The 20,926-nt window shown below is 71.2% G+C and carries 21 protein-coding genes and 2 tRNA genes; 14 read left to right on the top strand and 9 right to left on the bottom strand.

The genetic code is table 11. The annotated features are described in order from the left end of the window. Positions 1-8: 8 nt before the first annotated feature. A complete protein-coding gene (locus IEY20_RS09450) occupies positions 9-1,040 on the top strand; it encodes an aldo/keto reductase (RefSeq protein WP_175327659.1) in 1,032 nt (343 codons plus the stop codon). 225 nt (positions 1,041-1,265) lie between these two features. Here IEY20_RS09450 and IEY20_RS09445 read toward each other — a convergent pair. Together IEY20_RS09445 and msrB are read right to left on the bottom strand one after the other, a co-directional pair. Continuing rightward, a tRNA-Thr gene (locus tag IEY20_RS09445) sits at positions 1,266-1,338 on the bottom strand. 33 nt (positions 1,339-1,371) lie between these two features. After that, positions 1,372-1,773, bottom strand: a complete 402-nt coding sequence (gene msrB, locus IEY20_RS09440; RefSeq protein ID WP_022903456.1) for a peptide-methionine (R)-S-oxide reductase MsrB — start codon at positions 1,771-1,773, stop codon at positions 1,372-1,374. Positions 1,774-1,830: 57 nt separating this feature from the next. On the opposite strand from msrB, the gene IEY20_RS09435 reads away from it, so the two are divergent. The 7 genes from IEY20_RS09435 to IEY20_RS09405 all read left to right on the top strand — a co-directional run bounded on the left by IEY20_RS09435 (position 1,831) and on the right by IEY20_RS09405 (position 7,838). Next, positions 1,831-2,298, top strand: a complete 468-nt coding sequence (locus IEY20_RS09435; protein WP_175327660.1) for a GNAT family N-acetyltransferase — start codon at positions 1,831-1,833, stop codon at positions 2,296-2,298. Beyond that, the gene (locus tag IEY20_RS09430) at positions 2,295-3,377 is read left to right on the top strand and encodes a DUF2332 family protein (protein ID WP_175327661.1); all 1,083 of its coding nucleotides are present in this window, start codon (positions 2,295-2,297) and stop codon (positions 3,375-3,377) included. The genes IEY20_RS09435 and IEY20_RS09430 overlap by 4 nt, the downstream gene beginning before the upstream one ends. Before the next feature lie 70 nt (positions 3,378-3,447). Continuing rightward, a complete protein-coding gene (locus tag IEY20_RS09425; protein WP_042726578.1) occupies positions 3,448-3,774 on the top strand; it encodes a DUF3263 domain-containing protein in 327 nt (108 codons plus the stop codon). Continuing rightward, positions 3,771-4,382, top strand: coding sequence for a LytR C-terminal domain-containing protein (locus tag IEY20_RS09420; protein WP_175327662.1), 612 nt, complete (start codon positions 3,771-3,773; stop codon positions 4,380-4,382). Before IEY20_RS09425 ends, IEY20_RS09420 begins: the two co-directional genes overlap by 4 nt. Positions 4,383-4,562: 180 nt before the next feature. After that, the gene (locus tag IEY20_RS09415; protein ID WP_188889099.1) at positions 4,563-4,766 is read left to right on the top strand and encodes a cold-shock protein; all 204 of its coding nucleotides are present in this window, start codon (positions 4,563-4,565) and stop codon (positions 4,764-4,766) included. A 219-nt stretch (positions 4,767-4,985) separates the two neighbouring features. After that, positions 4,986-6,605, top strand: coding sequence for a chaperonin GroEL (gene groL, locus IEY20_RS09410; protein ID WP_022903462.1), 1,620 nt, complete (start codon positions 4,986-4,988; stop codon positions 6,603-6,605). Positions 6,606-7,361: 756 nt separating this feature from the next. Continuing rightward, on the top strand, positions 7,362-7,838 hold the full coding sequence (locus IEY20_RS09405; RefSeq protein ID WP_175327663.1) for a putative endonuclease domain-containing protein: 477 nt from the start codon (positions 7,362-7,364) through the stop codon (positions 7,836-7,838). A 220-nt stretch (positions 7,839-8,058) separates the two neighbouring features. On the opposite strand, the gene IEY20_RS09400 is transcribed toward IEY20_RS09405, so the two are convergent. From IEY20_RS09400 to IEY20_RS09380, 5 genes are all read right to left on the bottom strand, one after another. Further along, a complete protein-coding gene (locus tag IEY20_RS09400) occupies positions 8,059-9,783 on the bottom strand; it encodes a sensor histidine kinase (protein ID WP_175327296.1) in 1,725 nt (574 codons plus the stop codon). A 63-nt stretch (positions 9,784-9,846) separates the two neighbouring features. Beyond that, complete coding sequence (locus IEY20_RS09395) at positions 9,847-10,542, bottom strand: response regulator transcription factor (protein ID WP_022903465.1); 696 nt, start codon at positions 10,540-10,542, stop codon at positions 9,847-9,849. Between the two features lie 134 nt (positions 10,543-10,676). Then, positions 10,677-12,371: a DNA repair helicase XPB gene (locus tag IEY20_RS09390; protein WP_188889098.1), complete on the bottom strand. Its 1,695-nt coding sequence runs from the start codon at positions 12,369-12,371 to the stop codon at positions 10,677-10,679. A gap of 47 nt (positions 12,372-12,418) precedes the next feature. Continuing rightward, entirely contained in the window at positions 12,419-14,179 is a 1,761-nt protein-coding gene (locus tag IEY20_RS09385) for a helicase-associated domain-containing protein (protein WP_175327295.1), read from the bottom strand. Between the two features lie 31 nt (positions 14,180-14,210). Next, on the bottom strand, positions 14,211-14,510 hold the full coding sequence (locus IEY20_RS09380; RefSeq protein WP_175327294.1) for a hypothetical protein: 300 nt from the start codon (positions 14,508-14,510) through the stop codon (positions 14,211-14,213). 55 nt (positions 14,511-14,565) lie between these two features. On the opposite strand from IEY20_RS09380, the gene IEY20_RS09375 reads away from it, so the two are divergent. Next, on the top strand, positions 14,566-14,943 hold the full coding sequence (locus IEY20_RS09375) for a cold-shock protein (protein WP_022903469.1): 378 nt from the start codon (positions 14,566-14,568) through the stop codon (positions 14,941-14,943). Then, the gene (locus tag IEY20_RS09370) at positions 14,943-15,614 is read left to right on the top strand and encodes a DUF3027 domain-containing protein (RefSeq protein WP_175327293.1); all 672 of its coding nucleotides are present in this window, start codon (positions 14,943-14,945) and stop codon (positions 15,612-15,614) included. Before IEY20_RS09375 ends, IEY20_RS09370 begins: the two co-directional genes overlap by 1 nt. A gap of 64 nt (positions 15,615-15,678) precedes the next feature. Here the strand turns inward: IEY20_RS09370 and serC are convergent, their stop codons facing one another. Next, complete coding sequence (gene serC, locus IEY20_RS09365; RefSeq protein ID WP_175327292.1) at positions 15,679-16,797, bottom strand: phosphoserine transaminase; 1,119 nt, start codon at positions 16,795-16,797, stop codon at positions 15,679-15,681. 115 nt (positions 16,798-16,912) lie between these two features. Here serC and IEY20_RS09360 point away from each other — a divergent pair, with 115 nt between their 5' ends. The 4 genes from IEY20_RS09360 (at position 16,913) to IEY20_RS09345 (ending at position 19,879) form a co-directional block, all read left to right on the top strand. Continuing rightward, complete coding sequence (locus tag IEY20_RS09360) at positions 16,913-17,614, top strand: iron-dependent transcriptional repressor DtxR (RefSeq protein WP_175327291.1); 702 nt, start codon at positions 16,913-16,915, stop codon at positions 17,612-17,614. Between the two features lie 227 nt (positions 17,615-17,841). Further along, positions 17,842-18,819 (top strand): C40 family peptidase, encoded by a 978-nt coding sequence (locus IEY20_RS17375; protein WP_175327290.1) that lies wholly within the window; start codon positions 17,842-17,844, stop codon positions 18,817-18,819. Between the two features lie 387 nt (positions 18,820-19,206). After that, the gene (locus IEY20_RS09350) at positions 19,207-19,701 is read left to right on the top strand and encodes an HNH endonuclease (protein ID WP_022903474.1); all 495 of its coding nucleotides are present in this window, start codon (positions 19,207-19,209) and stop codon (positions 19,699-19,701) included. 103 nt (positions 19,702-19,804) lie between these two features. After that, a tRNA-Arg gene (locus tag IEY20_RS09345) sits at positions 19,805-19,879 on the top strand. An 18-nt stretch (positions 19,880-19,897) separates the two neighbouring features. Here the strand turns inward: IEY20_RS09345 and IEY20_RS09340 are convergent. After that, positions 19,898-20,920 carry an aldo/keto reductase gene (locus IEY20_RS09340; protein WP_022903475.1) on the bottom strand — a complete coding sequence of 341 codons (1,023 nt, stop codon included), beginning with the start codon at positions 20,918-20,920 and terminating at the stop codon, positions 19,898-19,900. Positions 20,921-20,926: the final 6 nt, after the last annotated feature.

The following is a 20,926-nucleotide window of genomic DNA, read 5'->3' as shown; positions in this document are numbered from 1 at the left end:
TCCCGGCCATGGACTACAGACTCCTCGGCAACAGCGGGACATCGGTGTCGACGCTGACCCTCGGCACCATGACGTTCGGCAGCGAAGCCGACGAACCCACCTCCCACCAGATGCTCGACACGTTCGTCGCGGCCGGCGGCACGCTCGTCGACACCGCCGACGTGTACTCGGGCAACGAGTCCGAGCGCATCATCGGGCGCTGGCTCACGGCGCACCCCACCGAGGCGCAGCAGGTCGTCCTCGCGACCAAGGGCCGCTTCCCCCAGGGCGACGGGCCGAACGACGTCGGTCTCTCCCGCCGCCACCTCTCCCGCGCGCTCGACGCCTCGCTCGACCGGCTCGGCGTCGAGACGATCGACCTGTACCAGATGCACGCGTGGGACGCCCTCACCCCGATCGAGGAGACCCTGCGCTTCCTCGACGACGCCGTGTCCGCCGGCAAGATCGGGTCCTACGGGTTCTCGAACTACCTCGGCTACCAGATCACCAAGGCCGTGTACGAGGCCCGCGGCCACGGGTGGGCGCCGCCCGTGACGCTCCAGCCGCAGTACAACCTCCTCGTCCGCGACATCGAGCACGAGGTCGTCCCCGCCTGCCTCGACGCCGGCATCGGCCTGCTGCCGTGGTCGCCCCTCGCCGGCGGTTGGCTGTCCGGGAAGTACCAGCGCGACGAGGCCCCGACCGGCGCGACCCGCCTCGGCGAGAACCCGCAGCGCGGCATGGAGGCCTGGGAAGCCCGCAACGGCGACGAGCGCACCTGGGCCGTCCTCGACGCGGTGTCCGCCGTCGCCGACGCGCACGGCGCCTCGAAGTCGCAGGTCGCCCTCGCCTGGCTGCTCGCCCAGCCCGCCGTCACGAGCGTCATCCTCGGCGCCCGGACGGTCTCGCAGCTCGAGGACAACCTCGGTGCCGCCGACCTCGTCCTCGACGAGTCCGAACTCCGCAGGCTGACCGATGCCAGCGCTCCCCGGATCGACGACTACCCGTACGGAACCGCAGGTGTGGCGCAGCGCGAACGGAAGATCACGGGAGGCCGCTGACCGCCCGCTGCGACGTCCATGCGGAAAGCCGCGCAATCGGCACGCGAGTGTGGACTTCCGTTTCGGTGCGGTGTCATCCTCTTCTCACGACCGGCTGGTTACCGTGTCGAGCGATGAGGAACACCCCCTGATCCGTGTTCCACGTACGCCGGAGGCCCGGGCGATCACTCGCCCGGGCCTCCGTCTTCCCGGCGATCACGCGCGGCCAGCATCGTCGGTGCAGAGGGCCGGCAGCGGGACTCGAACCCGCAACCCCCGTATTACAAGTACGGTGCGCTACCAATTGCGCCATGCCGGCTGACGCGCCCACTCTAGCGGGACGCGTCGGGACTCACTCGGACGCCGAGAAGTTCAGCGACAGCGAGTTCATGCAGTAGCGGTCGCCGGTCGGCGTGCCGAACCCGTCCGGGAACACGTGCCCCAGGTGGGACCCGCAGTTCGCGCAGCGGACCTCGGTGCGCTGCATCCCGAGCGAGTTGTCCTCGATGAGCTGCACGGCCTCGGGCCGCACCGACTCGTAGAACGACGGCCAGCCGCAGCCGGAGTCGAACTTCGTCCCGCTCTTGAACAGCTCCGCGCCGCACGCCGCACACGTGTAGACGCCGGCGCGCTCCTCGTCGAGGAGCTCACCGGTCCACGGCCGCTCGGTGCCGGCTTGACGCAGGACGGCGTACTGGTCCGGGGAGAGCTCCTCGCGCCACTGGGCGTCGGACTTGTCGACGTTGTATGCCATGTGTTCCTCCTGCTCCTGTCGCCGCTGTGGACGGCCACCTTCAGTAAACTCGCGCCGATGTCCGAGCATTCCGTGCACCGCGCCCGCTGGGGCCGTCTGACGACGGACGAACTGTACGGCATCGTGGTGCTCCGGAACCGCGTCTTCGCCCTCGAGCAGCGGGTCACCGCCGAGGACTTCGACGGCCGTGACCGCCACGCGGACACCGAGCACTGGTGGTTCGGAACCGACACCCGAGCGGTGGGGTACCTCCGGCTGGTCCGACCCGCCCCTGGCGAGCCGCACCCGGACGGCGCCGTCCCGCCGGCGTGGGTGATCGGCCGGGTCGCGACGGACCCGGCGCACCGCGGGCGGGGGATCGCCGGGCGCCTCGTCGCCGCGGTCCTCGACGAGCACGGCGACGAGCCCTTCGTGCTGCACGCCCAGGAGTACGTCGCCGGACTGTACGAGCGTCACGGCTTCGTCCGGTTCGGCGAGCCCTACGAGGAGGCCGGCATCCGGCACGTGGGGATGCACCGGCCGTGACCACCCGTGACCGCTACAGCGCGTACGCGGACCGCATCGCCGGGGTGTCCCCGACGTACGCCGCGTGGGCACGGTCACTCGACGACGGCCTCGTCGCGCTCCTCGACGAGGTCCCCGAGCAGCAGCGGCAGCCGGAGCTGGTCTTCGCGGTCGCCCGGCGGCTGGGCGCCGACCCGACGGATCCGGACGCGCTCCGCGCACTCGGCCGGGAGGCACGACCCGCCCTGGTCGAGCATCTCCGGTCCGCCACGGTGCAGGCCAACGACCCACGTCGGCTCGCCCCGGTCGTCCCGCTCGTCGCGGCGCTGGCCGCGCGGATCGGGCGTCCGCTCGGCCTCGTGGACGCGGGTGCCGCGGCGGGGCTCTGCTCGATCCCGGACCGCGTGACGCTCGACTACGTCGTCCCCGGACGGCCCGACGGCGCCGAGCTCCGCGCCCCCGGGCGCGCACCGCGGCCCGGTGTGCGGGGCCGCGACATCCGTGCGGGGGCGCGGTCCGACCGAGTCCGGATGCACACCGCCGTCGGAACTCCCGCCGTCGACATCGTCGCCGAGGCCACCGGGACGGTCCCGGCGCCGGCGGACCGCCCGATCGTCATCGGCGCGCGGGTCGCACTCGACCCGAACCCGATCGACCTCGCCGCGCCGGGCGCGTTCGACCGACTCGTCGAGGCCGTTCCGCCCGAGGCGACGGACCGCACCGCCCTGATGCGCGAGGCGGCGTCGGCGGCGCTCGCCGTGCCTCCCGTCCGGCTGCGGGGGAGCCTGCCCGGTGACCTGGACCGCGCACTCGACCACCTGCCGGTCCACTGCGAACCGGTGGTGCTGACCACGGGGACGCTCGTGTACGTGCCTGGCGCGGACCGGCAGCGCGTCGTCGACCGCATCGAGGAGCGTGGCGTGCACTGGATCGCGCTGGAGCGCACCGGCATCCTGTCCGGCGTCGCGGCGACGCTGCCCGCCGGCGTCGGCCCGGCCGACCCGGACGCGTTCGCGACGGCCTCGCTGGACGGCGTGGCCATGGCCGTCTCGGACCCGTTCGGCACCCGGGTGCGGTGGCTCCGCGACCCGAACCTGTGACCCGGGTTCGCGACAGTCCAGCACCGTGCCAGGGTCCGGCAGGACCGCACCCCTACGATGACCGAGACCCGTGCCCAGCCCCGCGATCGGACCCGCAGTGACCGCCACCCCCGCAGACGCGCTCAGCGAGCTCGACCTGCACGTGCTCACCTTCGAGCACGACCGCGCGCGGCACGACCGGACCAAGGAAGCGGAGATCCGGGTCGAGTTCGACATGTCGCCCGCGCGCTACTACCAGGTGCTCGACCGCGTGATCGACTCACCGGCGGCGCTCGCGTACGACCCGCAGCTGGTCACCCGGCTGCAACGACTCCGGCACGCCCGTGTCACGGCGCGGGCGGGGCGCAGCTTCGCGCTCCCCGGAGGCGCACCAGAACCCCGCGAAGAGGACCGATGACCGAGAGATTCCCCCGAGACCGGTTCGACGACGTCACCGACGGGCCGCGCGTCGGCGCGCACCGCGGCCCCCAGCGTCGGGGCCGCGGCTGGATCGTCTTCGCGTGGGCTGCGCTCGCCACGGGGGTCCTCGTCGGGATCGGCGTGCTCGCGCTCGGGCTCGCGACCGGTGGGGACTCCTTCGACAGCACGTCGGGCACCACCACCACGTCGTCGCCGACGGCTTCCGCGTCGGGCCGGCCGTCCTCGTCGCCGTCCTCGTCCTCGTCGTCCTCGTCCTCCGCCGGCACCGGATCGTCCTCCGGTGCCACCGCGGCGACGCCGGCGCAGCAGGGCACCACCACGGTCGTCGTGCTCAACGGCACGAACACGACCGGCCTCGCCGGTCGCGCGAGCACCGCGCTCAGCGGCGCCGGGTGGAGGATCACCTCGACGGGCGACGCCGGGACCACCGGGACGACCCAGACGATCGTCTACTACCGTTCGGCCGCGTCCGCCGCGGTCGCGCAGGGCATCGCGAAGTCGCTCGGGACGACCGCGGTACAGCAGTCCGCGGCCTTCCCGAACGCCGACGTGAGCGTCGTCCTGGGGGCCGACTACACCGGCTGACACGCATTCCGGCGTGCATTCGTGACGAACGTGTTTCCGGCTCGTTGCAATTGCACGGAACGGGCGTGAAACAACGTCACACCCCTTGTCGAAACCGATTCCGTGCGCGAGAGTCGCTGGCGAGGTGCCGCACCGACGGCGCCGCCGATCGCAGCAGCACCACCGCAGGGAGCAACAATCATGGCCAACGGAACGGTCAAGTGGTTCAACGCCGAGAAGGGCTTCGGCTTCATCACCGTCGATGGGGGTGGCCAGGACGTGTTCGTGCACTACTCGGCCATCGACATGTCGGGCTGCAAGGTCCTCGAGGAGGGGCAGGCGGTCACGTTCGACGTCGGCACCGGCTCGAAGGGTCCGCAGGCAGAGAGCGTCCGCCCCGCCTGAACCACTGCACTCCGCAGAACGCGCCGTCCCCGCCGGGGGCGGCGCGTTCGTCGTGTGGTGTGGGGCCCGCGTGACGGGGCATGACCCGGGAAGACGAGCCGAGCCTCCCGGCTGTGTTGCACTCGCACCCGCCGAGTGCCAGAATCGGCGTTGGCACTCGCTCACGCTGAGTGCCAGCACGACCCCCATGACGACGTCCGGGAGGGACGAGAAACTCACATGGCTAAGATCATTGCTTTCGACGAGGAGGCCCGTCGCGGCCTCGAGCGCGGCCTGAACACCCTGGCCGACGCCGTGAAGGTGACGCTCGGCCCGCGCGGCCGCAACGTCGTCCTCGAGAAGAAGTGGGGCGCCCCCACGATCACGAACGACGGTGTCTCCATCGCCAAGGAGATCGAGCTCGACGACCCGTACGAGAAGATCGGCGCCGAGCTCGTCAAGGAGGTCGCGAAGAAGACCGACGACGTCGCCGGTGACGGTACGACGACCGCGACCGTGCTCGCCCAGGCGCTCGTCCGCGAGGGCCTCCGCAACGTCGCCGCCGGTGCCGACCCCGTGTCGCTCAAGCGCGGCATCGAGAAGGCCGTCGCCGCCGTCTCCGACCAGCTCCTCGCCAACGCGAAGGACATCGAGACCAAGGACCAGATCGCCGCGACCGCGTCGATCTCGGCCGCCGACACCACCATCGGCGAGCTCATCGCCGAGGCGATCGACAAGGTCGGCAAGGAAGGCGTCGTCACCGTCGAGGAGTCGAACACCTTCGGCACCGAGCTCGAGCTCACCGAGGGCATGCGCTTCGACAAGGGCTACCTGTCGCAGTACTTCGTCACGGACCCGGAGCGCCAGGAGGCCGTCTTCGAGGACCCGTACATCCTCATCGTCAACTCGAAGATCTCGAACATCAAGGACCTGCTCCCGGTCGTCGACAAGGTGATCCAGGCGGGCAAGCAGCTCCTCATCATCGCCGAGGACGTCGACGGCGAAGCCCTCGCGACCCTCGTCGTGAACAAGATCCGCGGCATCTTCAAGTCCGTCGCCGTCAAGGCCCCGGGCTTCGGCGACCGCCGCAAGGCCATGCTGCAGGACATCGCGATCCTCACCGGCGGCCAGGTCATCTCGGAAGAGGTCGGCCTCAAGCTCGAGAACGCGACGCTCGACCTGCTGGGCAAGGCCCGCAAGGTGATCATCACCAAGGACGAGACCACGATCATCGAGGGCGCCGGCGACGACGAGCAGATCGCGGGCCGCGTCCGTCAGATCCGCTCCGAGATCGAGGCGACCGACTCCGACTACGACCGCGAGAAGCTCCAGGAGCGCCTCGCGAAGCTCGCCGGTGGCGTGGCGGTCATCAAGGCCGGTGCCGCGACCGAGGTCGAGCTCAAGGAGCGCAAACACCGCATCGAGGACGCCGTCCGCAACGCGAAGGCCGCTGTCGAGGAGGGCATCGTCGCCGGTGGTGGCGTCGCCCTCATCCAGGCGTCCGTCGCGCTCGACTCGCTCTCCCTCGAGGGTGACGAGGCGACCGGTGCGAACATCGTCCGCGTCGCGATCGACGCGCCGCTCAAGCAGATCGCGCTGAACGCCGGTCTCGAGCCGGGCGTCGTCGCCGCCAAGGTCCGCGAGCTCGAGTCGGGTCACGGCCTCAACGCCGCGACCGGCGAGTACGTCGACCTCGTCGCCGCGGGCATCATCGACCCGGCCAAGGTCACGCGCTCGGCGCTGCAGAACGCTGCGTCGATCGCCGGTCTGTTCCTCACGACCGAGGTCGTCGTCGCCGACAAGCCCGAGAAGGCCCCGGCCATGCCGGCCGGCGACCCCACGGGTGGCATGGACTTCTGATCCGGTCCTGACACGGAAGGGCCCCGCACGCAAGCGCGTGCGGGGCCCTTCCGCGTGCGGGGGGGGGGGCGGCGTGCGGCGCGGGCGGGCCGTGGCGGCCGCGTGCGAGCGGCGGAAGGTCACGACACCCCGTACGCCTTCCGCCGTCGGTCACGAAGTGTCGGTATCGCGCGCCCCGAGAGACTGTTCGTGACCGAGCGACACGATCCACCCGGGGAGTCGTGACCCCGTGCTGGCGGCCAGAACTCGGGCACCAAGCAGTCTGGCTCCTGCACATCCCTGAGAAGCACGGTCGTTCTCCACATCGGGAGGCACGCACGCTCGACTGGTCGGCGAACTCGTGAGCATCGGAACATGCGCCGAGCTCGACAACTCCCACCAGAATTCGATGCGACAGTCTTCCGCACCGGTGACGCCCTCGCCGCGGGCGTGAACAGTGAACGTCTCCGGCGATCAGACCTCGAGCGGCCGACTCGGGGTGTCCGCGCGCCCGCCGGCTCCGACGACTTCGTATCGGCGATCGCGATCGTCATGCGAGACGATCAGCACTTCAGCCACGTCACCGCGGCACGACTGTGGGGTGCTCCGCTCCCGCGCGCGGCGCAGGACGATCGGCGCGTGCACGTGACGACCGTCGGGACCCTCCGGATGCGGCGCCCCGGTGTCGTCGCGCATCGAGCTGTGTCCGCGGAGGTGCGTGTTCTGAACGGCCTCCGTCTGAGCGCTCCCGCGTCCGCGTGGTTCGAGTGTGCTGGCGTGATCGATCGCATGGCGCTGGTCGCGGTCGGCGATCACATGGTCGGACGAGCGGGCTTGGCCACGATCGACGACCTCCGACGCGCGATCCGTCCGGGGAGCCCGCACGCTGTCGCGGCTCGACGTGCGGTCGAACTGGTGCGGGTGGGCTGCGAGTCGCCGATGGAGACATGGATGCGGATCGCTGTCATCGATGCAGGCTTCCCCGAGCCGGAACTCAACATCGACGTGCACGACGCCACGGGTGCTTTCCTCGGACGAGTCGACCTCGCCTGGCCGCGACTCAGGATCGCGCTCGAGTACGACGGCGAGCATCATCGCGAGCGGGACGTCTTCCAGCACGATCAGCGGCGGGACAACGGGTTCGTCGTGAACGACTGGACCGTCATCCACGCGACGGCGGCCGATGCGGTCCGGCCCGCGGTGTTGTTCGAACGACTACGGCAGGCGTTCGTCGCGAAGGGTGCCGCCCTGTGATCGAGATCGCTTGCCGTTCTGCAGCGGTCACGACGCACCGCGTGGCAGCGGGCAGGAGGTCACGTTCGGTCGCTTCGGCTCATCCACAGCGACGATTCGTGACCGCGCGGCGGTTCGGCGCGGGGTGTCGTGACCGCTCGGGCGGCGGTGCCGGCAGCGCGGCGCCGCGCCGGCAGCGGGCGGCGGCAGCGCGGCCGCGGCAGCGCAGCGCGGCAGCGCGTCAGGCGGCGGGGGCGGCGTCCTCGGGCGCCGGGGGCTTCCAGTCGCGGGGGAGCAGGGGGAGCCACACCCGGAAGGTGGCGCCGCCGCCCTCGGTGTCGAACACCTCGACCGACCCGTGGTGCGCCTGCACGATGCCCGACACGATCGCGAGCCCCAGCCCAGAGCCGCCGGTGTCCCGCGCCCGCGAGGTGTCCGCCCGCCAGAACCGCTGGAAGATCTTGTCGCGGAGCTGCGGGGGGATGCCCTCCCCGTGGTCGATGACGTCGATGTTCGCCATCCCGCGCTCCTCGTCGACCCCGATGCCGAGCTCGATGGGGTCGTCCGACGGCGTGAAGCGCATCGCGTTGCCCATGAGGTTGGTGACGACCTGCCGGATCTTGTTCTCCTCGGCGAGGACGATCGGCGGGCGCTTCGGCAGCACGACCGTGGGCAGCGGTGTCGTCTCGTCGCTCGGTGCCGCGTCGAAGCTCATGGCCCGGCTGCGTCGAGCCCGGAGTCGCGCGATCGTCTGGCGGGAGAACGCGATCGGACCGGTCGTGTTCGCGGAGCTCGGCCCCGAGGCCTCCGGGACCTCCCCGGTCTCCCCGAACGGCGAGCCCGGGGACGTGGGTGCCGGCCGGACCACCTGCGGCACGCTCTCGCCGGTCACGCTGTCCTCGACGAGCACCTGGATCTCGCGGTCGGGGTTCGACGCCATGGTGTCGAGTGCCGAGTCGCGGGCGATCGACACGAGGTCGACCGGACCGAGCTCCAGCGGCTTCGACTCGTCGATGCGCGCGAGCTGCAGGAGGTCCTGCACGAGGAGCCCCATGCGCTGGGCCTCCTTCTCGATGCGCTCCATCGCCTGCGCCACGTCCTCTTCCTTGCGGAGGGCGCCCATGCGGTACAGCTCGGCGTACCCGCGGAGGGACACCAGGGGCGTCCGGAGCTCGTGCGAGGCGTCCCCGACGAACCGACGCATCTGGTCGATCGTGCGCTCGCGGTCCTCGAACGCGGTGTCGATGCGCTCGAGCATGGCGTTCAGGGAGCGGTTGAGACGCCCGACCTCGGTGTTCGGGGTGTCCGCCTCGAGGCGCTGGTTGAAGTCGCCGGCCGCGAAGCGCGCAGCGGTGTCCTCGACGTCGCGCAAGGGGTCGAACGTCGCGGTGACGAGCAGGCGCGTGAGCATCGCGCCGAGCAGGATCACCGCGATGCCGAAGAACAGGAAGATGACCGTGAAGCGGAGGATCGTCTGGTCTGCCGTGGCGCTCGACACCGCCACGAGCACGTAGCCGGTGTTCGTGACGCCGTCCGAGCGGTTCTGCAGCGACGCCGGGATGACCTGCGCGCGCCACTCGTGGTCGTGTTGGGCGTCGTAGAGGGTGATGCGGTCCGAGCTCTGCGCGGCCCGGGCGAGCTCCGACCCGGTGATCGCCGGCCGGCTCGACGCCTTCGTCTGGCAGATCTGGTTGCCGGAGTCGTCGAACGCGGCCACGTACACGCTCTGCGACAGCACGACCGAGACCTTGCAGTACTGCTCGCCGTCGCTGATGTTCTGACCCTCGAGCTGCTCCGTCGTCTGCTTGACGCTGTTGTCGAGCTGGAGCATGAGGTAGGTCGAGAGCACGGTCATCGTGCCGAGCCCCGCGACGAGCAGCCCGAGCGCGACCAGGAGCACCGTGATCCCGGTGATCTTGGTGCGGAGGGAGATCCCGTCCCACCAGCGGCTCATTCGCGTGTGCATGCTGCCCCAACGATAGACAGCGACCGCCCGGTGAAACCGGACGGCCGCCGTGAAGAACTGCGCCTACGAGGCCTTGGCTGCCTTGAGCATGTAGCCGAACCCGCGCTTGGTCTGGATGACCGGCTCGGCCGAGTACTGGTCGAGCTTGCGGCGGAGGTACGAGATGTAGGACTCGACGATGCCCGCGTCGCCGTTGAAGTCGTACTCCCACACGTGGTCGAGGATCTGCGCCTTGGAGAGCACCCGGTTCGGGTTGAGCATGAGGTAGCGGAGCAGCTTGAACTCGGTCGGCGAGAGCTCGATCTGCGCGTCGCCGATCGTGACCTCGTGCGTGTCCTGGTCCATGGTGAGCTCGCCGGCGCGGATGATCGCGTCCTCTTCGTCGTTCATGGTGCGACGGAGGATGGCCTTGATCCGGGCGACGATCTCGTCGAGCGAGAACGGCTTGGTGACGTAGTCGTCGCCGCCGACCGTGAGGCCGGTGATCTTGTCCTCGGTGTCGTCCTTCGCGGTGAGGAACAGGATCGGCGAGGTGTAGCCTGACGAGCGGAGGCGCTTGGTGACGCCGAAGCCGTTCATGTCCGGGAGCATGACGTCGAGGATGATGAGGTCCGGCTCTTCCTCGAGCACGGCGGAGATGGCCTGCGCACCGTTGCCCACGGCACGCACGGCGAAACCGGCGAAGCGCAGGGAGGTCGTCAGCAGGTCGCGGATGTTCGGCTCGTCATCGACGATCAGGATCTTGGGGCCATCGCTCATGAGCCCATCTTCTGACCGTTCCTTGTGGCTTTGCTGTGAGCGGTGCGTACGTGAGCACGGGGCGGCCTGGAGGCGCGGTGCGGGCTCGCACCGCGCCTCCGGGCCGTCGATCGATCGCCGTCGCGACGTGGCCGCTACGCGGCCGCAGCGACCTGGTCGGCGTCGAGGATCGTGTACGAGTAGCCCTGCTCGGCGAGGAACCGCTGTCGGTTCTGCGCGAAGTCCTGGTCGACGGTGTCCCGCGTGACGAGCGTGTAGAACGACGCAGGCAGGCCGTCCTTGTTCGGCCGGAGGAGTCGCCCGAGGCGCTGTGCCTCTTCCTGCCGGGAGCCGAACGGCCCCGACACCTGGATCGCCACCGTCGCATCGGGCAGGTCGACCGAGAAGTTCGCCACCTTCGACACGACGAGCACGTCGATCGCCCCGGTGCGGAACGCCTGGAAGAGCCGCTCGCGCTCGTCGACCGGGGTCGCTCCGGTGATCTCGGCCGCGTCCAGGGACTCGGCGAGCGAGTCGAGCTGGTCGATGTACTGGCCGATCACGAGGATCTGCTCGCCGCGGTGCTTCTCGATGAGCTCACGGACGACCGGGGTCTTCGCCGGGGTCGTCGCGGCGAGCCGGTACCGCTCGTCGTCGCCGGACGCCGCGTACTCAAGCCGATCGCCGTGCGGGAGGTCGATGCGCACCTCGAAGCACGAGGCGGGGGAGATGTAGCCCTGCGCCTCGATCTCCTTCCACGGGGCGTCGTACCGCTTCGGGCCGATGAGCGAGAAGACGTCGCCCTCCCGCCCGTCCTCGCGGACGAGGGTGGCGGTCAGCCCGAGGCGGCGGCGGGCCTGCAGGTCCGCGGTCAGCTTGAACACCGGCGCGGGCAGCAGGTGGACCTCGTCGTACACGATGAGGCCCCAGTCGAGGGCGTCGAGCAGCGACAGGTGGGTGTACTCGCCCTTCCGGCGCGCGGTGAGGATCTGGTAGGTCGCGATCGTGACCGGGCGGATCTCCTTCACCGAGCCGGAGTACTCGCCGATCTCGTCCTCGGTGAGGGTGGTGCGGCGGAGCAGCTCCGAGCGCCACTGCCGCGCCGACACGGTGTTCGTGACGAGGATGAGCGTGGTGGCCTTGACGGTCGCCATCGCCCCGGCGCCGACCAGCGTCTTGCCGGCACCACAGGGGAGCACGACGACGCCGGAGCCCTGCGCGAAGAACGTGTCGACCGCCTGCTCCTGGTACGGCCGCAGGTGCCAGTCGGCGGTCTCGAGGTCGATCGCGTGCGGCTGCCCGGGGGTGTAGCCGGCGAGGTCCTCCGCGGGCCAGCCGAGCTTCACGAGCTCCTGCTTCACCTGTCCGCGGGCCCACGGTTGCAGCTCGATCTCGTTCGGGGAGCGCTGGTCGCCGAGGAGCGGCTTGATGCGCTTGGACCGGGTGACCTCGGCGAGGATCGTCGGGTCGGTCGCCGTGAGGAGCAACATCGGCTGGCGCTCGAGCTCCTCGCCCGGGGAGTTCGCGATCGCCGGGGCGTCCGGTCGTTCCTCGCGGCGGATGACGAGTCGCCCGTACCGCGAGACGGTGTCGCGGATGTCGACCGTGACGCTCTGCGGGACCGGGAACTTCGCGAACCGCTCGAGCGTGTCGATCATCGCCTCGGCGTCGTGTCCGGCCGCGCGGGCGTTCCACAGGCCGAGCCGGGTGATCCGGTACGTGTGCACGTGTTCGGGCGCGCGTTCGAGCTCCGCGAAGACGGCGAGTTCGTGGCGCGCGTCCTCCGCGTCGGGGTGCGCGACCTCGAGGAGCACCGTGCGGTCGCTCTGCACGATCAGCGGTCCGTTCATGACGGATCAGCCTAGGCGCTCCGCCTGCGCGCCGGCCGGGGTGTGGATCAGGCGTCGCTCTCCACAGCCACGACGAGGGAGAGCGGCAGGGTCCGTTCGACGTCGACCGTCGTGTCCTTGCCGCGGACCCGACCGGCGGCCACCGACGTCGGCACGATCGAGAACGGTCTTTCCGTCCCGTCCGGCATGCGCACCGTGAGCCGGATCGGGGTTCGGCCGCGGACCGCGAGGTCGATCTGGCGACCGAGCCACTCCTGCTCGGGCTCGCCCTCCGCGCGCTCGGTGGTGAGGCGGAGCCGCTCCACGAGCGCCCGTGCGGCGTCACGCGGGTCGCGTCCAGCTGCGCGGCGGACGGGAGGCGCGGCCGCCACGGTCGCCTGGGCTGCGGTCGTCAGCACGGCCGGGTACCGGGCGTCGCGGAGCGCCGTGTGCACCACCTGCGCCGGGTAGCGGGTGGTCAGCGTGGTGAGGTCGGGCCGGTCCCACGACATCTGCCGGAGCTCGGCGTCCACGCCGATCAGGTCGAGCTGGTCGGCGGTGCCGCGGACGACGGAACCGACGCCGCCCACGCCGAGGTCGACCACGATGCTGCCGTCCCGTTCGGCCACCTGGTCGACGAGGTAGGCGAGCGGCTGCGGCACGCCGGACACGGAGAGCCGCTCGAGGCTCCCCAGCACGGCGTCGCGGTCGAGGCCGGCCCGGAACGCCCGGGCGAGCGACTCCTCCGAGATCCGGTACCGCGCGGCGAGCCCGGGCGCCTCGAGCGTCGCGACGGCGCGCAGCTCGGCGTCGTCGGCCGGGGCGAGCGGACCCGGCGCGATCACGGTGAGGTCGTGCTGCAGGTACACCCCGGGGACGGTCTCGGGCAGGTCGGCGGCAGCCCGAGCGCCGGCGTCCGGAGCGTCGGTCAGCAGCGCGGCGCCGGTCGTGGTGAGCGTGCCGTCGACCGCGAGTCCGAGCACTGCGCCCGTGCCGGCGACGGTGAGGAGCTCGGCGTCGAGCCACCGCGCCCCGGCCGGGTACGCCCAGCGGCCGGTCGCGACGAGGTCGTGCCAGTCGGGCCCGGCCAGCTCGAGGACCTCGCCCACGGCGGGGTCGAGCGAGGCGCGCCAGGCGGCGACCATCGTGGTCCACCGGTCCGGCCACGGTGCGACGAGCCAGGCGCGGCCCGGTCCGGACACGCTCCACGTGCCCTGGTCGAGCGACGCCAGACCCGTGCGCCGGAGGAGCGCCAGTCGGTCCGGCACCACCTCGGGTGCGGTGCCGAGGCGTTCGCCCAGCGTCTTCGCGAGCGGGGTGCCGATCCCGCCCTTGACGAGCTCGCGGACCTCGCCCGCGTCGACGGCGTGGAGGAGCTCGGCGAGCACGGTCATCGTCGAGAAGGCGTGCTCCGCCCCGGTCGCGCGTGCCGCGTCGTCGTCGACGGGTGCCGCGGGGCGGGCGGGTGGCGTGCCTCCAGGCCGGTCGGCCGCGTCCACGACGTCCGGGTGGGCCGCGAGGCGGTCCGTCACCGCGTCGTCCACGCCGCCGTCCGCGTCCGCGAGACCGAGTTCGACCGCGGGGGCGAGCGCCGCCGGGGCACCGCCGTCGCGCAGCGCGAGGAGGGCCGCACGGGGCAGGTGCTCGATGGCCGCGTCGACCGCGTCGTCGGTGCGGAGCGCCTCCGCCAGGTCGAAGAAGTCGGCGACGTGTTGCGGACCGGACTCGGCGAGGGCCGCCGCGGGCAGGCGACGGGCGACGACGAGCCGTTCGAGGGCGTCGTCGGGCATCGCCCGGAGCCGGGCGGCGAGGTCGGCGGTGGTCGTCATCGTCCGTCCGCTCCGTGCCGGGTCCGGGATCTCAGCGAGACGTCCGGTTCTCGCGGGCCCGACGCGTCCAGACGACGCCGAGGAGCACGAACAGGAGCAGCATGCCGATCGGCAGACCGACCAGCGGGATCGCCATGACGACGGGCCACGGCATCGACGCTCCCGCGCTGGGAACCGTGAGCCACATCACGATCACGGCGGCGAGGCACAGGAAGGCTGCGATGAAGATGCCCCCGACCATGAACCCGAGCACGCGTTCGGTACGGTTGAACGTCACCGAGGGGTCCGCTGCGGCGCGGGGGATCCCGGTGGATCGGGTCGGCTTGGCCATCGACCCAGGATATCCGACGCACCACGGCCGTTCCACGACCACGAGGAGTCCACGCATGCCCACCGGCAAGGTCAAGTTCTACGACGACCAGAAGGGGTTCGGGTTCATCACCGGCGACGACGGTGACCAGGTCTTCCTGCACGCGTCCTCGCTGCCGGACGGCGTCACCACGGTGAAGGCCGGCTCGCGGCTCGAGTACGGCGTGGTCCAGGGCAAGAAGGGCTCGCAGGCGCTGTCCGTGCGGCTCCTCGACCCGCAGCCGTCGCTCGCGAAGATGTCCCGCCGCTCGGCCGACGACATGGCCGTGATCGTCGAGGACCTCGTGAAGGAGCTCGACCGCATCAGCGGTGACCTCCGGCACGGTCGCTACCCGAAGAACGGCGAGCGCCTCGCCGCGATCCTCCGTCACGTCGCCGACCAGTTGGACGCCTGATGCCCACGCACGAGTACGAGCGCCTGGCGCGCACCGCCCTGCTCGAGGTCACGCCCGACTCGACCGTCGGCGCGTTCGTCGACGCCGTGGACGAGGGCGACGACACGGTCTCGCTCCGCTTCGCCAACCGCATGCCGGGCTACCCCGGCTGGCGCTGGACCGTCTCGGTGGCGAAGATCGGCGAGGACGACCCGACGGTGCTCGAGGTCGAGCTCATGCCCGGCGACGGCTCGCTCGTCGCGCCGGAGTGGGTGCCGTGGTCCGAGCGCCTGGCGGAGTACCGCGCGGCGCAGGAGTCCGACGGGCCCGAGGACGACGACGACGCGGACGACGACGAGTCGGACGACGACGACCTCGACGAGGACGCCGACTACGACGACCCGGACGACGACGAAGCGGACGACGACGAGTCGGACGACGATGACGACGACTTCGACGCCGACGAGGACGACCTCAGCGAGTCGGACGACGACGACCTCGACGGCGTGGACGTCGACGAGCTCGACGACACGGCCGACGAGGACGAGCCGGAGCCGGAGCCGGAGCCGGTCGTACCGCCGCGCGCGCGGCGGCGTCGGGCGCAGCGGGTCCACCCCGTCGACCCGCACGAGGACCTCGAGGTCGACCGGCTCGACGCGAGCGAGGTCGACCCGGACCACCACCGGTCCTGACCGGACCGGCAACGGACTGGAGGCGCGGTGCCAGCTGGCACCGCGCCTCCCGTCCGTTCGTGCGTCAGCGCGGCAGCTCGCCCACCACGTACTCGATCGCCTTGGTGAGCTGCGCGACGTCGCCCGGCTCGATCGCTGTGAAGGTCGCGATGCGCAGCTGGTTGCGCCCGAGCTTCCGGTACGGCTCGGTGTCGACGATGCCGTTGGCGCGGAGCGTCACGGCCACGGCCTTCGCGTCGACCGCGTCGTCGAGGTCGATCGTCGCGACCACCTGCGACCGGTGCGACGGCTCGCTCACGAACGGCGTCGCGAAGTCGACCGAGGCCGCCCAGTCGTAGACCGTCCCCGAGGACTGCTTCGTCCGGGCGTCGGCCCAGGCGATGCCGCCCGACTCGTTGATCCAGCGGACCTGGTCGTCCAGGAGCAGCAGGGTCGCGAGCGCCGGGGTGTTCAGCGTCTGGTTCAACCGGGAGTTGTCGACGGCGTTCTGCAGCGACAGGAACTCCGGGATGTACCGGTCGCTCGCGGCGATGCGCTCCACCCGCTCGATCGCGGCGGGGGAGAACAGCGCGAGCCAGAGCCCGCCGTCCGAGGCGAAGTTCTTCTGCGGGGCGAAGTAGTACACGTCCGTGGCCTCGACGTCGAACGCGGCACCGCCGGCGGCGCTCGTCGCGTCGACCACCGTCAGCGCGCCGGGGTCGCCGTCCGCGCGGACCACGGGTGCCATGACGCCGGTCGAGGTCTCGTTGTGCGGGTAGGCGTAGACGTCGACGCCCTCGACCGGCTCGAGCGCGGCGAGCGACCCGCCCGGCGCCTCGACGACGTGCGGTGCCTCGAGCCACGGAGCGGCAGCGGCCTTGGCGAACTTCGACCCGAACTCGCCGAACGACAGGTTCTCGGCGCGACGCTCGATCAGCCCGAACGCGGCGGCGTCCCAGAACGCGGTCGACCCGCCGTTGCCGAGGACGACCTCGTAGCCGTCGGGCACCTGGAAGAGGTCGGCGATGCCCTGCCGGACGCTGCCGACGAGGTCCTTGACGGGCTTCTGCCGGTGGGAGGTCCCGAGGATCGTCGCTCCCCGCGTCACGAGGGACTCGAGCTGTGCGCCACGGATCTTGGACGGGCCGCAGCCGAAGCGTCCGTCGGTCGGGAGGAGGTCGGCTGGGATGACGATGTCTGCCATGGAGCGATCCTACCGGCGCGGTATCCCAGGGCATTCCTTGACCCGTGCAAGCGTTGGTCCCTCCGTGTCACCGTGAACAAGTAGGGTGGCTGGACCCGGACATGAGAGGCGGACCGTGACCGATCTCGTCGACACCACGGAGATGTACCTGCGCACCATCCTCGACCTCGAGGAAGAAGCGATCATCCCGCTGCGCGCCCGTATCTCGGAGCGCCTCGGCCACTCGGGTCCCACGGTCTCGCAGACCATCGCCCGCATGGAGCGCGACGGCCTCGTGGTCGTCTCGGGTGACCGCCACCTCGAGCTCACGACCGAGGGACGGTCCCGCGCGACGCACGTCATGCGGAAGCACCGGCTCGCCGAGCGGCTGCTCTCCGACGTCATCGGGCTCGACTGGGCGTTCGTCCACGACGAGGCCTGCCGTTGGGAGCACGTCATGAGCGAACAGGTGGAGGTCCGGCTGCTCGAGATGCTCGGCAACCCGACCGAGTCGCCGTACGGCAACCCGATCCCCGGTCTCGCCGAGATCGGCGGCCCCGACGCCGGCGGCTTCCTCGACGGCGTGCAGAACATCGTCGCCGCGACGGAGGGCACCGACGCGGTCGCCACGGGCACGATCCGACGCCTGGGTGAGCCCGTCCAGTTCGAGCCCGAACTCCTGCACCAGCTGCGCACCGCCGGGGTGATGCCCGGTCGGGTCGCGAGCGTGCAGCGCGCCGGCGCCTACGTGGCCGTCCGCGTCGACGGCGAGGACTCCGGCATCGAGCTGCCGAGCGAGGTCGCGCAGCACGTGTACATCGAGCGCAGCGACGGCTGATCGGAACTCGTGTTTACCGATTCGTTACAAAGGGGCGGTTTCGTCTCGACAAGGTAACGACGGCCACGTACACTCGTCGAGTCCCCGGGCTGACACCGAACCCGGGAACCCGTGGCAGGACGTCTCGAGCCCGTCTCCTGCCTCGATCGGAAACGATGACGAACGGATGGGGTTCCACGGTCCGGCCACTGCCGGACGGTGGTGACGAGGCGCCGGAGACACCACCCTTGACGCTGAACGGTTCCGCCGCGGACGACCAGACCGCGAACCCGACGAACACCGCTGACGCCCTCGCCACCCGACGGTCGACCCGCGCCGCTGCCGCCCCGCAGCCGACGCGCCGTGCTGCTGCCCCGCAGTCGGTCAAGACCGCCCCGCTCCCCGGCGGCCGTCGTGCCGCCCAAGAGGCTGCTCGTGCCGACCGCGCGAAGGCCAGCTCGAGCGCCCGCAAGCGCCGCTTCCTCGCCCCGGTCGTCCTGACCGTCGCCGCCGGGATGTTCGGCACCATGGCCGTCCCCGCCGCGTTCGCCTCCACCCAGCAGCCCGCCGACGCCGCGGCCGCCGCCCAGCGGCAGGCGCGCACGACCGGCGAGCAGAACTTCTCGGTGTCCGACGCCGTCGCCCTCGCCGGTACCAGCCGCGACGGATTCGGCGCCACCGCCCAGTCGACGCTCGACGCCGAGGCGGACCAGAAGGCCGAGGCCGAGGCTGCCGCGTCGGCCGCCGCCGAAGCAGCCGCTGCCGCGAAGCAGGCCGCCGCGACGGAGAAGGCCCGCGCCGCGACCGCCTCGCAGTACGCCTCCTACTCCGGCCCGAGTGCTGCCGACTACGTCGCGAGCTCGACCGCCGCGGACACGCCGTTCTCCCTGCCCGCCGTGGTCGCCACCGCGAAGCAGTACATCGGCACCCCCTACGTCTTCGGCGGCGCCGACCCGTCGGGCTTCGACTGCTCGGGCTACGTCATGTTCGTGTACGCGCAGTACGGCATCAACCTCGCCCACTCGGTCCCGCTCCAGGACCAGGCCGGCACCACGATCCCCGAGTCCGAGGCGCAGCCCGGCGACGTCGTCATCTTCAACAACGAGGCGCACGACGGCTTCTACATGGGCAACGGCATGATCATGGACGCGCCGAAGCCCGGCGGGTCCGTCTCGATCCGTCCGATCTGGACCAGCGACTACCACATCGTCCGCTTCGGGATCTGACGCCGGCGCACGCTCCGCTGGACCCCACCCCGGGCGACGCCCGTGCGTCGAACCCGTGAACATCGCCGGAACCGGCCCGCACACCCTCGTGCCGGGCCGGTTTCCGACGTATCCTGACGCTGCACCGGCCCTTCGGCTGCGAGCAGGGAGACCTCATGTCAGCGTTCCGCACGACCCGCACCATGGGTCGGCGCGCGCACGTCGACATATGGTCGACCACCGCCTGCGTGCACGAGCACGCCCCGTCATGACGAGAGCACTGCCCATCCGGGTGGTGCTCTTCGTGGTTCCGGGGCCGTGCGCGCGAGCGACGGTCACCTGCGCGACGCCCTGGTCTGGCGCACCCGCACCGCCTGGAAGCCGTCCAGGCACGTCGGAAGGGAACCCATGCGCACTCTCGTCCTCAACGCCGGTTACGAGCCCCTCGCGGTGATCTCGTTCCGACGGGCCCTCGTGCTGGTCATGAACCAGAAGGCCGCCATCGTCGCCGCCGACCTCGACCACCCGGTGACGGGGTCGACGTCGACCTACGACCGTCCGTCCGTCATCGTCCTCACGCGGTACGTGCGCATCCCGCACTCCAGACTCGTGCCCGTCTCGCGTCGCGGTGTCCTTCGCCGTGACGCCAACCGCTGCGCCTACTGCGACCGGCACGCCACCACGATCGACCACGTCCAGCCGAAGTCCCGCGGCGGGCAGGACTCGTGGGAGAACCTCGTCGCCTGCTGCCTGGCGTGCAACAACACCAAGGGCGACCGCACCCCGCAGGAGATGGGGTGGCACTTGCGCTTCCGACCGAAGGCACCGCACGGGGCATCGTGGGTGGTGCGCGGCATCGAGCGGCCGCAGGCCGACTGGGACGAGTTCCTGATGGCCGCGTAGCGGCGGACGCTGCTGTCGCAGCAGACGGACGGGAGGCGCGGTGCGGGCTGGCACCGCGCCTCCCGTCCGCCGTGTGGCGACTGCCGCTAGAGTGGTCGCGCCAGCCTCTGTAGCTCAATGGAAGAGCAGTTCCGTCCTAAGGAAACGGTTGGGGGTTCGAGTCCCTCCAGGGGCACCACCAGCACCAGGGTCAGTGTCAGGCGGCGGCTCGCTCGGCCTCGGGCCGACGGCGCATCGCAGGGGAACCGACCTCGGGCCCGCGGTACACCATGTCCATCGCGCCGATGCTCTCGCCCGGCGGGACGATCGCGTCGATCCTGTCGAGCACCTCGTCGGAGAGCACCACGTCCATCCCGGCCAGGGTGTCCTCGAGCTGCTCCATCGTGCGGGGCCCGGCGATCGCCGACGTCACCCCCGGGTGCGCGATCGTGAACGCCATCGCCAGGTGCGTCAGCCGGATGCCGGTCTCGTCGGCCAAGGCGATCAGCTGCTCGATCGCGGCCAGTCGTCGTTCATCGCGGAAGTGCCGCATGCCGGTGCCCGCGCGGAACTCGTCGTTCGCCTGCCCGGCACGGTACCGGCCGGTGAGCGAGCCGCCCGCGAGGGGGCTGTAGACGAGCGTCCCCATGCCGTACCGCTGGGCGACGGGGAGGACCTCGCGCTCGATCTCGCGATCGAGGATCGAGTAGTTCGGCTGCTCCGTGCGGAACCGCTCGAACCCCCGCCGGTCGGACGTCCACTGTGCTTCGACGATCTCGGATCCGCGCATCGACGAGCTGCCGATCGCGCGGACCTTGCCCTGCCGGACGAGGTCGGTGAGCGCCGAGAGGGTCTCGTCGATGTCCGTCGCCGGGTCGGGGCGGTGCAGCTGGTAGAGGTCGATGTGGTCGGTGCGGAGGTTCCGGAGTGACCGCTCGACGGCCTGGACGATCCACCGGCGCGAGGCTCCGCGGTGGTTCACGTCGTCGTCCACCGGCCCGTGGAACTTCGTGGCGAGCACGACCTGGTCGCGTCGTCCGGCGAGTGCTTCGCCGACGACCTCCTCGGAGTCGCCGTAGCGGTCCGCGGTGTCGATGACGTTGATGCCGGCGTCGAGTGCCCGGTGGATGATCCGGACGCCCTCGCTCCGGTCGGGGTTGCCGAACCGGCCCAGCATCATGGCGCCGAGTGCGTAGGGCGTCACCGTGATGCCGGTGCGCCCGAGTGTGCGGTACTGCATGGCGGT

This window comes from Curtobacterium luteum, assembly GCF_014646995.1.
GTDB lineage: Bacteria > Actinomycetota > Actinomycetes > Actinomycetales > Microbacteriaceae > Curtobacterium > Curtobacterium luteum.
Note: the sequence above shows the minus strand (reverse complement) of the source record. Positions and strands in the feature narration are given on the sequence as shown.

Excerpts from the sequence above, each read along its gene's own strand:
- IEY20_RS09415 (WP_188889099.1), top strand. The coding sequence starts at position 4,563 with ATGGCCAACGGAACGGTCAAGTGGTTCAACGCCGAGAAGGGCTTCGGC.
- IEY20_RS09400 (WP_175327296.1), bottom strand. The coding sequence starts at position 9,783 with ATGCACACGCGAATGAGCCGCTGGTGGGACGGGATCTCCCTCCGCACC.
- groL (WP_022903462.1), top strand. The coding sequence starts at position 4,986 with ATGGCTAAGATCATTGCTTTCGACGAGGAGGCCCGTCGCGGCCTCGAG.
- IEY20_RS09340 (WP_022903475.1), bottom strand. The coding sequence starts at position 20,920 with ATGCAGTACCGCACACTCGGGCGCACCGGCATCACGGTGACGCCCTAC.
- IEY20_RS09450 (WP_175327659.1), top strand. The coding sequence starts at position 9 with ATGGACTACAGACTCCTCGGCAACAGCGGGACATCGGTGTCGACGCTG.
- IEY20_RS09380 (WP_175327294.1), bottom strand. The coding sequence starts at position 14,510 with ATGGCCAAGCCGACCCGATCCACCGGGATCCCCCGCGCCGCAGCGGAC.
- IEY20_RS09350 (WP_022903474.1), top strand. The coding sequence starts at position 19,207 with ATGCGCACTCTCGTCCTCAACGCCGGTTACGAGCCCCTCGCGGTGATC.
- IEY20_RS09385 (WP_175327295.1), bottom strand. The coding sequence starts at position 14,179 with ATGACGACCACCGCCGACCTCGCCGCCCGGCTCCGGGCGATGCCCGAC.
- IEY20_RS09435 (WP_175327660.1), top strand. The coding sequence starts at position 1,831 with ATGTCCGAGCATTCCGTGCACCGCGCCCGCTGGGGCCGTCTGACGACG.
- serC (WP_175327292.1), bottom strand. The coding sequence starts at position 16,797 with ATGGCAGACATCGTCATCCCAGCCGACCTCCTCCCGACCGACGGACGC.
- IEY20_RS09420 (WP_175327662.1), top strand. The coding sequence starts at position 3,771 with ATGACCGAGAGATTCCCCCGAGACCGGTTCGACGACGTCACCGACGGG.
- IEY20_RS09375 (WP_022903469.1), top strand. The coding sequence starts at position 14,566 with ATGCCCACCGGCAAGGTCAAGTTCTACGACGACCAGAAGGGGTTCGGG.
- IEY20_RS09390 (WP_188889098.1), bottom strand. The coding sequence starts at position 12,371 with ATGAACGGACCGCTGATCGTGCAGAGCGACCGCACGGTGCTCCTCGAG.
- IEY20_RS09370 (WP_175327293.1), top strand. The coding sequence starts at position 14,943 with ATGCCCACGCACGAGTACGAGCGCCTGGCGCGCACCGCCCTGCTCGAG.
- IEY20_RS09395 (WP_022903465.1), bottom strand. The coding sequence starts at position 10,542 with ATGAGCGATGGCCCCAAGATCCTGATCGTCGATGACGAGCCGAACATC.
- msrB (WP_022903456.1), bottom strand. The coding sequence starts at position 1,773 with ATGGCATACAACGTCGACAAGTCCGACGCCCAGTGGCGCGAGGAGCTC.